A 10,302-nucleotide genomic window follows, 5' to 3' on the forward strand; every position below is an offset into this window, starting at 1 on the left:
TTGCTGCTCATTTTTCGTAGGGGCAATCCCTCTGTGGTTGCCCCCGTTAGGGCAGGCACAGGGGCCTGTCCCTACAGCGGCCGATGTTATGATCAAGCCCGGAAAAATTAAGGCCATGGTCCTATCTATCAGGATCTGCCGCCGCTCCAGTGCAACCGCGTCTTCAGCACCTTGAAATAGGAATGGGGTTCAAAAGAGATCATTTTTACGCTGTTGCGGCTTTTTTGAATATAAATTCTGTCGCAGGTGTCCATGTTAAAACCCTCCTGGCCGTCCAGGGTCAGAATCATGTCCTCGGGGCTGCCGTTCAGGCTGATTTCGACCCGGGTATGGTCCGGGATGATCAAGGGGCGGTTGGTCAGGGTAAAGGGGCAGATCGGGGTCAGGATGATGGAGGGCACTTCGGGATAAACCACGGGGCCTCCTGCGGCCAGGGAATAGGCCGTAGACCCCGTGGGCGTGGCCACGATCAGACCATCAGCCCGGTAGGTGGTCAAATAGGTATCATCCAGATACACGGCGCATGAAGCAAGCCTTGACAGTGCCGCCTTATTGATCACCGCATCATTGAGTACATCCTCATCCAGGATGCACTTATTATCCCGGACCACCCGGATATTGAGTCGGCTGCGTTCCTGGATAAGGTAATCTCCTTTAAACACCGTGTCGACCATTTGGCAAAGAAGATCTTCCGTGGTTTCGGCAAGAAAGCCCACCTCACCGAATTTGATGCCCATCAGGGGAATGTCCGAATCGCCGATATACCGGGCCACACTTAAAAATGTGCCGTCTCCGCCCAGCACAACAATGCAGATCAGATCCTCGGGGACGGGGGGTGGCGTTGGGGCCTGGGTGTCAATGACCAGGCACCTGTCCCCTATATGCCGGATGAGTTCCCGGGCTTTATTCTGGGCGTGTTCTTCATTTTTTATTACAAGTCCGATGCGCTGCTTACTCACGTCTTTCCTCTATTCTATTTAGGTTTGAGGTCCGGTTGTCCGGACAGGTTTTTCAGTTTGTGCTTATTTTTAATGTTCCGCCTCGGCCCAATTTGCGCCAACACCAAAATTCACCTTCAAGGGCACCTCCAGGGGCGTAACGTTTTCCATAACTTGCTTTGCCATGGCCATGAGCTTGTCTTTTTCCTGTTCCGGGGCTTCAAAAATAATTTCATCGTGTACGGATAAAAGCATTTGTGATGCCATGTTTTCAGTTTCAAGGGCTTCCTGCATTTTGATCATGGCAAGCTTGATCAAATCCGCAGCACTGCCCTGGATAGGGGTGTTTACGGCAGCCCTTTGGGCAAAATTTCGCAAATTGGCGTTGGATGAACGGATGTCATCCAGCCTGCGTTTTCTGCCGAACAGGGTGGATACCTCGCAGGTGGTCCGGGTCTGTTCGATGGTTTTATCAATGAATGCTTTGACGCCTGCATAGCGCTTGAAATAATTGTCAATATAAATGCCTGCCATTTTCCGGCTGATCCCCAGTTCATTTGACAGGCGGAATGCGCTCATACCATAAATGATGCCGAAGTTGATGGATTTGGCCTGGCTGCGCATCTCATCGGTGACAAGACCGGGCAGCACCTGGAAAACTTCCAGCGCGGTGCGGGTATGAATGTCCTCGTCGTTCCGGAAGGATTCAATGAGAATGGGGTCCTTGGCGCAATGGGCCAAAAGCCGCAGTTCAATCTGGGAATAATCTGCGGAAATAAGGGTACAGCCGGTTGCCGGGATAAAGGCCTGCCTGATTTTTTTGCCTTCGGATTTGCGAATGGGAATGTTCTGCAGATTCGGGTTGGATGATGACAGGCGACCGGTGACGGTTATGGTCTGGTTAAAGGAGGTGTGGATGCGTCCGGTCTCCGGGTGTACCAGCGAAGACAGGGCATCCACATAAGTGGATTTCAGTTTGCCCAGCGTTCTGTACCGCAACAGCTTTTCAGGCATTTCATGGGTGTCGGCAAGTTGGGTGAGTACCTGGACATCCGTGGAGTACCCGGTTTTTTTCCGGGTTTTTTTGACGCTTTTAAGGCCTAACTTTTCAAACAGGATGACCCCGAGCTGCTGGGATGAATTGATGTTGAATTCTTCCCCGGCAAGTTCGTAAATCTTTTGTTCCAGGGTTTTCAGTTCTGCCTCAAATTCCAGGGACATCTGGCCAAGCACATCCGTATCCACACGGATCCCTGCCATCTCCATTTTTGCCAGTACGCAGATCAAAGGCACTTCAATGGTTTCCATCAAAGGGGTAAGCCCCTTGTCTTCGATCTGCTTTTTCAATACCGTATATGCCATGAAGGTCAGGTCTGCGTCCTCTGCTGCATAGTCTGCGGCAAGGTCAAGGGGAACTTCCTGGAATCCGATCTGGTCTTTGCCCTTGCCGGTAACGTCTTCGTAGGAAATCATTTTGTGCCCGAAAAGATTCATGGCAATGCGGTCCAGGCCATGTCCCCGGGTGCCGGGATTGAGCAGGTGGGAGGCAATCATGGTATCAAACACAATGCCTTTGATCTCAATGCCGTACCGGGCCAGAACAATGACGTCGTATTTGATGTTCTGTCCCACTTTAGCGATGTCGGGATTCTCAAGCAACGGCTTGAAAATACGAAGGATGTCTTCTTTTTCCGGCATCTGTATTCCGCTTGTATTGGTGTGCCCTACAGGGATGTAAAACCCGGTATCATTCATGTATGAAACGGACAGGCCCACAAGATCCGCCCGCATGGGATCAATGTCCGTGGTCTCCGTGTCAATGGCAAAGCCCCCTTTGTTTTCAAGCGCTGACACCAGATTTTCCATGTCGGCAACGGTATGGATCATTTTATATGTTTTTTTTGATTTATCGGCTTTTTCAGAAAATTCCGAGGCAAGGGTTTTAAATTCAAATGACTGGAACAGTTCAAAGGCTTTGCCGGTATCGAATTCCCGGAGTTGAAAATCGTCCAGGGATTGATTGACATCCACATGCCGGTCAATGGTGACAAGGTTCCGACTTAAATCGACAATTTTTTTGGAAGCCGTCAGGTTTTCATGCAGTTTTTTCTTTTTTTTCAGCTGGTCCAGATTATTATAAATATTGTTGATGGAACCGTATTCGGCAATCAGTTTAACAGCGGTTTTTACCCCCACGCCTTTTACACCGGGGATGTTGTCTGAGCTGTCTCCGGCAAGGCCCAGCACATCAATGAACTGCTCGGGTTCAATGCCCATTTCCGCTTTTACGCCGGCCCGGTCGGTAATCGTGTCCTTCATGGGATCCCACAGGGTGCAGTCATCCGTGATCAACTGGATAAAATCTTTGTCCCCTGTGACCATGATCACCTTAAATCCCTGGGCCTGGGCAATGCGGGCGTAGGTGCCCACAAGATCATCCGCCTCATAGCCGGTTTTTTCGATAATGGGAATGTTCAATGCCTTGATGATCGCCTTGATGTCCGGAATCTGAATGGCCAGTTCTTCGGGCATGGGCGGGCGGTTGGCTTTATATTCATCAAACATTTTATGGCGGAAGGTGGGGCCTTTAACATCAAAGAAAACGCCTGCGTATCCGGGGTGTTTGTCCTTAAGCAGTTTAAGCAGGATTCGGGTGAATCCGAATGTGGCATTGGTGGGATGCCCCTTTGACGTGACCAGGCTGCGGATGGCATGAAAGGCCCGGTATAAAAAGGTGCTGCCGTCGATCAGGTAAATGGTGTTTGGTGCCGCCATGATATGCTTCCCTGAAAATTGTCTGTTGAATTATTATTTAATTAGCGGCATATATACTATCTTTTAAAGCAAAGGAGAAGTCTTATGTCCGAACAATCCCGGGCACGGGCCAAAGCCGGGAAATCCCGGCGGCGGCAAAGCCGGTCAAAAATTTGTCATTGCTGCGGTGCTAAGGTCATGTTCTGCTGGCAGTGTCGGTGTGGATTTTCAATGTGTCAGTCCTGCATGTATGAAAACCAGTGGGGGATGACCTGCAACGGAATTACATGGGAATGCCCCGACTGCGGGGCTCAGAACGGGTACGGTAACCAATAAGGGAGGGAACAGGGCCATGGTTGAAAGATTAAAGGTCGGCACATTGATCTCCGGGGGCGGCACCAACTTGCAGGCCATTATTGATGCCTGTAACCAGGGTCGCATTGATGCTGAGATTGTTTTTACAGGATCAGATGTTGGCGGGGTAAAGGGCCTGGCGCGGGCAAAAAAAGCAGGTATTGATACATTTGTGGTGGATTATGCCCGGATTATCGCCGATTCTCGTAAGATTCGGGATATTGACAGCCTGCTTCCCAAAAATTTTGACCTTGACGAAATTCTTGGAAAACAGCGGCTGGTGGATGTGGAAAAGAATCGTGAAAAAGCCTTGTTTTTCATAAAATCCAGGGTGATTGCCGAACGCCGGCTGTTAGATCATATTGAATCCTATGATATGGATTTGCTGGTTCTGGCCGGGTTTATGCGGGTGCTGACCCCTTATTTTATTGACCGGATTAACACCAAAGACAAGGGCTGCAGGATCATGAATATCCATCCGGCCCTGCTGCCTGCATTTCCGGGTACCGACGGGTACGGGGACACCTTCCGGTATGGGTGCAAAATTGGTGGATGCACGGTTCATTTTGTTGATTACGGGGAAGATACAGGTCCCATCATCGGCCAGAAGGCATTTGAAATAGCCGATGGTGATACATTGAAAGATGTTAAAAAAAAAGGACTGAAAAAGGAGTGGGAACTGTATCCGGCCTGTATCCAGAAATTTGCCCAGTCCCGGTGACGGACCGGGCTGGATAATCAGCCCGATGCAAAAAAGGAGTCCGCCATTTTTAAGGCGTCCATGTAAAAGGCGGGCAGTTTTTGAATCAATTGAGAATCTTTATCTGCCTGAAATCGGGTATGGCCCCACTGTCCCTGTTCGAAGTTTGTGATCAGCTCATTGAGCTGTCTGAACAAGCGGTCTTTGCCTAAAAGCGCATCCTTGATTTTTTCAGACAGGGTAATTTTTTCAAGAATGTCTGCCATGGGCATATCCAAGATGGCATCCATGGTTGAAAACAGACCCACAGTGAACAATTCTTCCGGCGTAAATCGGGCTTTAATAATATGCGCGCATTGCTCGCACATCCGGGCCTTGATCACTGAAAACCGGATCAGTTCATTGGGCTTTTCCGGGTTCATATTCGACACCACCGCCACGCTGATAAATTTTTTCAATTCCCGCAGGCCCAAAAACGTGATGGCATCCTTGATCGTGTCTACGGCAGTGCGCCGCTTAAAATACGCTGAATTGATGAACGTTAAAAGTTTGAAAGAAATGGCCATATCGTTTTTAATCATGTCCTTGATAACGTCTAAGTTCGGCTCCTGCTTTGAAACCTCATTCAGCAGTTTCAGGTTGGTACCCTGGTTGGGTGCCATGCTTTTGTGTGTTATGACTTCAGGTTTTGAAAAGAAATATCCCTGGAACAGCTGGAACCCCATGGCTTGGGCCTGTTCAAACTCTTCGTGGGTTTCCACCTTTTCACACAACAGAGTAATATGCTTGAGTTCATGTCCCAGGGTGCTGAAAATCGGGCCCAGGGTGTCCAGGGGCGTAGCCATGATATCAAATTTTATCATGTCGCACAGGTGAATCATTTCACTAAATTTCTGATCATAAACAAAATCATCCAGGGCAATCCTGAACCCTTGAGATTTAAACGTCTTTAAGGCATCAATAATTTCAGGTTCAGGCTCAATGTCTTCTAAAATCTCAATGATAATATGTTCTTTCGGGAACAGAAGCGGTGTCTGTTTGAGCAGAAGATCCCGGGTAAAATTAATCAGTCCGGGCTTGCCGCCAAGAATGTCATTGAGTCCAAAGGAGAAAAACGTATTGGACAGCACACCGGATGTGGCTATAGTCCCGTCGATATTCGGGAAGACATTATCCAGACTGAGTCTGAATAAAAGTTCATAACCAAAAATTTTTTTATCTAACGTGAATACCGGCTGGCGTGCTACAAAAATATTCATTGGATCAGTAACCCTATTTTTAATCAGGATAAAAGTTTGATCATCAACGGCAGGGCTGTCATGGTGCCGATTGAGGAACCCAGATTGGTGAACACCACCACCAGCAGAATCCTTGTAACATTATTTCGCCAGAACCCTTTGACGGACGTAATATCCTCGGGGATCGCCTCAAGGTCGCGCACCTTGGGTTTACGTGCAAATGCCTCCATAAGACCCGCCACCCAACCTGCTGCAATCATGGGATTCAGGGAGGTCAGCGGTGCGGCTAAAATAGATGAAAAAATGGTGTACGGGTGGGCCATGGCCATGATTGCGCCGATACCGGCAAAAATGCCGTTTGCCAGTACCCAGATCCAGATCATGTCGGTCCCGGCACCTTTACCCTCCATGAGAAATCCGGTAATGAAAAGCATAATGATCAGGCCGGGGATAAGCCATTTCAATACTTTTCCTAGGTTGCCGGGAGGCGGAAGTGTTTTGAGTGCGTCAAGGTCAATGGGGGTGTTTTGCTCAATATATTTTAAAATTCCGGGCACATGTGCCGCCCCCACAACCGCCACGATTTTGTCTCCCGGCGCACTGCGGATGCTTTGGGCCAGGAACTGGTCCCGTTCGTTAATCAGCACTTCGCCAATAATGGGGTGGTCCTCTTTGATCTCCGAAAGCAGGGACTGCAGGATGTCCTGGTGCTTCATTTTTTCAATGTCTGTCTCTTCAATCTCATCGGACCGGCCAAATGACAGCAGCATGGCGAATATCAGTTTTATTTTTTCCCAGAATCCCATACCCCGCCATATCCGGGAAAGGGTGGTCTGAATTTCCCTGTCCGCAGGGATAACGGCAGCGCCTGTCTTTTCTGCGGCGGCAATGGCATTGATCATCTCCTGGCCGGGTTTTATGCCGAATTTATCGGCTATTTTTTTCTGGAAAGCGGCCAGCAAAAGATTCATAAACAGCATCAGGGCTTTCTTTTCCTTGATGATTTTTACAATATCCATATTCTGCCATCTGTCTTTGTCCCGGATGGACCCCAGCCGGTTGTTGCACAGCTCCACACATACGGTATCAGGTTGTTCTGATGCTATCGTGTCGGAAACCAGTTGGGCACTGTGCCGGGACACATGGGCTGTTCCGATAAGAATGATCTGTTTGCCGTCCCGGTCAAGCATGTGGATGTCATTATTGTCTGTGGGGTTTTCGTTCATAAATTTTTCCTTTAGCTGTGGAAACCCAGGCCTTCAGGCTTGGGAGGAAACAGTGCTTTAGCACGTCGTTTTTGAGTATATAAGCATTTACAGGTACATGGCAACACAAATTCAGGTCAAATATTGACCTTATTAAGCAGTTCTGGTATTCAGCCAATTATGAAATCAGTTGACGAACATATACTCAGGGCCACCAAGGAAATTATAGTCAAGTTCATTGAAATGGGCCGGCTGTCGCCTTCCAACGTCCATGAATCTTTCAAGGATATTTACAAGACCATCAATGACACCGTGAAAAAGAATCTGGATCCGCCCCAAGATGCCTCATCCGGCTCCCCGAAATTCTGAGTCCTGTATGCCCAGGCAGATGTTGGCCGCAGTTAACTTAGGATTTTTCCCTTTGGGTTTGCCTGCACCTTGGCTGTGGAACTCAAGGCTTGTGGCTGCCATGGCCGCTGCCTGGCTGCACATGGGCTTTTCTTGGGCAAGGAGATTTTATGCTGCACGCTCTGTCCATAAAAAATTTTGCGATTATTGAGGATTTGCGCATTGAATTCGGTTCCGGTCTTTCTGTGTTGACAGGGGAAACCGGGGCAGGAAAATCAATTATTATTCAGGCCGTAAATCTGCTTTTGGGGTCCCGGGCATCGGCGGATCTGGTACGCACCGGAAAGGATAGCGCTGAACTGGAAGCTGTGTTTGATATTGCCCCGGATTCCCACGCTGCCCGCCTTATGATAGCGCATGATATGGAGATTGAAGATGGGTTGATCATCAGGCGGGTGGTCTCTGCTGAAGGAAAAAGTAAAATTTATGTTAACGCCCGCCAAACCACGCTGGATTTTTTAAAACAGGTGACGGAAAATATTGCCGGTGTATCCAGTCAGCATGCCCATCAGGGGTTGCTCAAAGAAGATCAGCACCTGGATATCCTGGACGAATTTGCCCGGACCCTTGATCTGAAAAAAGATGTGGCCGGGCTCTACCGGCAAATCGTTCCTTTGAAAAAAGAGATCGCCGCTTTAAAGGCCGGAAAGGAAAAGGCTGAAAAAGAACTGGCCCTGCTTCAATTTCAGGTGGACGAGATTGAAACCGCCAATATCCAGCCCGGAGAAGATGATGATCTGATTCAAAAACGCGATCAACTGCAGAATGCCGCGCAGATTTTTGAATCAGTAAACAGTGCGGTACATAATTTATATGACCGCGAAGGCTCGGTGCTGGATCAGATTTCAGGTATGTCTGCCCGGTTGGGCCGGTTCTGCGAGACCGATGAAACGCTGGGTGCCCTGGCCCGGCGTCTGGACGAAATATCCTATGAACTTCAGGATTTGGTGTCGGAATTCCGATCATTTGCCGCAGGCATTGATCTGGACCCTCAGTCCCTGGATCAGGTGGATCAGCGCCTGGATCAGATCGCAAAACTTAAGCGCAAATATGGGGGCAGTCTTGACGCTGTATTTAAGCAATACCGGAACATGGCGGAAAATCTGGCAGACATCCAGGGGCTTGAGGGGCGTATCGAACAACTGGAACACAAACAAAAAGGTTTGGTGGCCCGGATTCGCCAAAAGGCAAAGGCCCTGTCCATGCGGCGGCAGAAAGAGGGCCTGGCGCTTGCCGGGCTGGCAAAGGCGGAACTCGGTGCCCTTGACATGGGCCGGGCCAGTTTGGGGGTGGATTTCTCCACGGATTCAGGCATTGATCCTGACGAACTTACAACGGCGAATAACGAAAAAATATCTGCCACCGGTATAGACCGGGTGCGTTTTTTGATTTCCCCAAATCCCGGGGAATCCCCAAAGCCTTTGGCAAAAACAGCCTCAGGCGGAGAACTGTCCCGTATTGTTCTGGCGCTTAAAGTTGTGCTCTGCCGGGGTCAGTCTTTTGAAACCCTGATTTTTGATGAGGTGGATGCCGGTATTGGTGGCGCAACATCCGATAAGGTCGGGCTTAAGCTCAAAGAACTGGGCCGGGTTCAACAGGTGATCTGCATTACCCATCTGGCCCAGATTGCCAGGTACGGCAACCATCAGTTCAAGATAACCAAACAGGTGTCAGGCGGCAGAACAGGCACCCGCATCACGCCCTTGACCTGTAAGGAAGATCGGGTAACGGAGCTGGCCCGGATGATTGGCGGCAGCCGGATCACCGATGCTACCCTTGCCCATGCCAGGGAACTTCTTGATACGGCGGATGGGTCTTGACAAATTCTATAACTGCTTATTTTTTAGTGAATACGTATTATTATATGAGGGATAAACATGCCGATATATGAATTTAAATGCAGTAAATGTGAAGAATTTTTTGAAGTGATTGTTATGGGACAAGAAGATGACCGGGAGGTTGTCTGTCCTAAATGTAAATCCAAGGCGTTCCAGCGGGTCGTCTCGGCCACCAACTATGCCATGGGATCGTCAGGAAACGCTACCAAAGGCGTACATACCCAGGAACGTACCTGTTCAACCGGAACGTGTAAGACCTATACGGTTCCCGGAAGTTAGGACGCGGAGTAATAATATCCGGGTTTATTGAAATTATTTCCCACTGCGGGGCCAGAAGTTTGGCCCCGGAAAATACCCTGCTGGCTACCCGTTTGACACAAGAATTATTGCTCATCTTATCTTTTTGATTATGGGCCTTACCGTATCGCTTTTCAAATCAATCAAGGTCAAACCAATTTTATTTTTTAAATTTAAATAGTATAGGAATTTTCATTATTTTACAAATGGTTAGCCTTATATCTATGACCATGTTTGGGGGACGGTTCAAAGAAAAATTGAGATTTAATTAAAAAAAGGTTTGACATTGATTAGAAAATGAAGGATATTGCTCTGGCTTCACGGGGACGGCCAAACAGTTTTCCGATGAGGTTTTTTAAACGCAGTAAGTTTGATCTTTGAAAATTGGTCAGTGAAAAAGAAAAGAGCGGGTCAATGACAATGCGCTTGAGCGTAACAGCTTTAAGTGCAGACCTTAAAAAGTTTTAGTAAAGGATTATAACTGGAGAGTTTGATCCTGGCTCAGAATGAACGCTGGCGGCGTGCTTAACACATGCAAGTCGAACGAGAAAGGGATTGCTTGCAATCCTG

At 48.6% G+C, this 10,302-nt stretch carries 10 protein-coding genes and 1 rRNA gene; 6 read left to right on the forward strand and 5 right to left on the reverse strand.

Annotated features, from left to right (window positions below; genetic code table 11):
• Positions 1 to 128: 128 nt before the first annotated feature.
• On the reverse strand, positions 129 to 959 hold the full coding sequence (locus HXW94_RS13010) for an NAD(+)/NADH kinase (protein WP_178367334.1): 831 nt from the start codon (positions 957 to 959) through the stop codon (positions 129 to 131).
• Positions 960 to 1,028: 69 nt separating this feature from the next.
• Entirely contained in the window at positions 1,029 to 3,713 is a 2,685-nt protein-coding gene (polA, locus tag HXW94_RS13015; RefSeq protein ID WP_178367335.1) for a DNA polymerase I, read from the reverse strand.
• Positions 3,714 to 3,797: 84 nt separating this feature from the next.
• On the opposite strand from polA, the gene HXW94_RS13020 reads away from it, so the two are divergent.
• Both HXW94_RS13020 and purN read left to right on the forward strand, forming a co-directional pair.
• Positions 3,798 to 4,028 carry a hypothetical protein gene (locus HXW94_RS13020; RefSeq protein WP_178367336.1) on the forward strand — a complete coding sequence of 77 codons (231 nt, stop codon included), beginning with the start codon at positions 3,798 to 3,800 and terminating at the stop codon, positions 4,026 to 4,028.
• A 16-nt stretch (positions 4,029 to 4,044) separates the two neighbouring features.
• Positions 4,045 to 4,767 (forward strand): phosphoribosylglycinamide formyltransferase, encoded by a 723-nt coding sequence (gene purN, locus HXW94_RS13025; RefSeq protein WP_178367337.1) that lies wholly within the window; start codon positions 4,045 to 4,047, stop codon positions 4,765 to 4,767.
• A gap of 17 nt (positions 4,768 to 4,784) precedes the next feature.
• Here the strand turns inward: purN and HXW94_RS13030 are convergent, their stop codons facing one another.
• Complete coding sequence (locus tag HXW94_RS13030) at positions 4,785 to 6,005, reverse strand: EAL and HDOD domain-containing protein (RefSeq protein ID WP_178367338.1); 1,221 nt, start codon at positions 6,003 to 6,005, stop codon at positions 4,785 to 4,787.
• A gap of 23 nt (positions 6,006 to 6,028) precedes the next feature.
• Positions 6,029 to 7,210 (reverse strand): TraB/GumN family protein, encoded by a 1,182-nt coding sequence (locus HXW94_RS13035; protein ID WP_178367339.1) that lies wholly within the window; start codon positions 7,208 to 7,210, stop codon positions 6,029 to 6,031.
• Positions 7,211 to 7,369: 159 nt separating this feature from the next.
• Between HXW94_RS13035 and HXW94_RS13040 the strand changes: the two genes are divergently transcribed.
• Positions 7,370 to 7,558, forward strand: coding sequence for a conjugal transfer protein TraB (locus tag HXW94_RS13040; protein ID WP_178367340.1), 189 nt, complete (start codon positions 7,370 to 7,372; stop codon positions 7,556 to 7,558).
• Here HXW94_RS13040 and HXW94_RS13045 read toward each other — a convergent pair.
• Complete coding sequence (locus tag HXW94_RS13045; protein ID WP_178367341.1) at positions 7,535 to 7,681, reverse strand: hypothetical protein; 147 nt, start codon at positions 7,679 to 7,681, stop codon at positions 7,535 to 7,537. The two genes, HXW94_RS13040 and HXW94_RS13045, sit on opposite strands and share 24 nt — an antisense overlap.
• Positions 7,682 to 7,707: 26 nt before the next feature.
• Between HXW94_RS13045 and recN the strand changes: the two genes are divergently transcribed.
• The 3 genes from recN to HXW94_RS13060 form a co-directional block, all read left to right on the forward strand.
• Positions 7,708 to 9,417, forward strand: coding sequence for a DNA repair protein RecN (gene recN, locus HXW94_RS13050; RefSeq protein ID WP_178367342.1), 1,710 nt, complete (start codon positions 7,708 to 7,710; stop codon positions 9,415 to 9,417).
• Positions 9,418 to 9,474: 57 nt separating this feature from the next.
• Positions 9,475 to 9,714 (forward strand): FmdB family zinc ribbon protein, encoded by a 240-nt coding sequence (locus HXW94_RS13055; protein WP_178367343.1) that lies wholly within the window; start codon positions 9,475 to 9,477, stop codon positions 9,712 to 9,714.
• A gap of 496 nt (positions 9,715 to 10,210) precedes the next feature.
• Positions 10,211 to 10,302 (forward strand): 16S ribosomal RNA (locus HXW94_RS13060); the annotation flags it as partial.

The organism is Desulfobacter latus (assembly GCF_013389365.1).
Lineage (GTDB): Bacteria > Desulfobacterota > Desulfobacteria > Desulfobacterales > Desulfobacteraceae > Desulfobacter > Desulfobacter latus.

Bases quoted from the DNA above. Each gene is read 5' to 3' on its own strand.
- HXW94_RS13040 (WP_178367340.1), top strand. From the start codon at position 7,370: ATGAAATCAGTTGACGAACATATACTCAGGGCCACCAAGGAAATTATA.
- purN (WP_178367337.1), top strand. From the start codon at position 4,045: ATGGTTGAAAGATTAAAGGTCGGCACATTGATCTCCGGGGGCGGCACC.
- HXW94_RS13020 (WP_178367336.1), top strand. From the start codon at position 3,798: ATGTCCGAACAATCCCGGGCACGGGCCAAAGCCGGGAAATCCCGGCGG.
- HXW94_RS13045 (WP_178367341.1), bottom strand. From the start codon at position 7,681: ATGTGCAGCCAGGCAGCGGCCATGGCAGCCACAAGCCTTGAGTTCCAC.
- HXW94_RS13035 (WP_178367339.1), bottom strand. From the start codon at position 7,210: ATGAACGAAAACCCCACAGACAATAATGACATCCACATGCTTGACCGG.
- recN (WP_178367342.1), top strand. From the start codon at position 7,708: ATGCTGCACGCTCTGTCCATAAAAAATTTTGCGATTATTGAGGATTTG.
- HXW94_RS13030 (WP_178367338.1), bottom strand. From the start codon at position 6,005: ATGAATATTTTTGTAGCACGCCAGCCGGTATTCACGTTAGATAAAAAA.
- polA (WP_178367335.1), bottom strand. From the start codon at position 3,713: ATGGCGGCACCAAACACCATTTACCTGATCGACGGCAGCACCTTTTTA.
- HXW94_RS13055 (WP_178367343.1), top strand. From the start codon at position 9,475: ATGCCGATATATGAATTTAAATGCAGTAAATGTGAAGAATTTTTTGAA.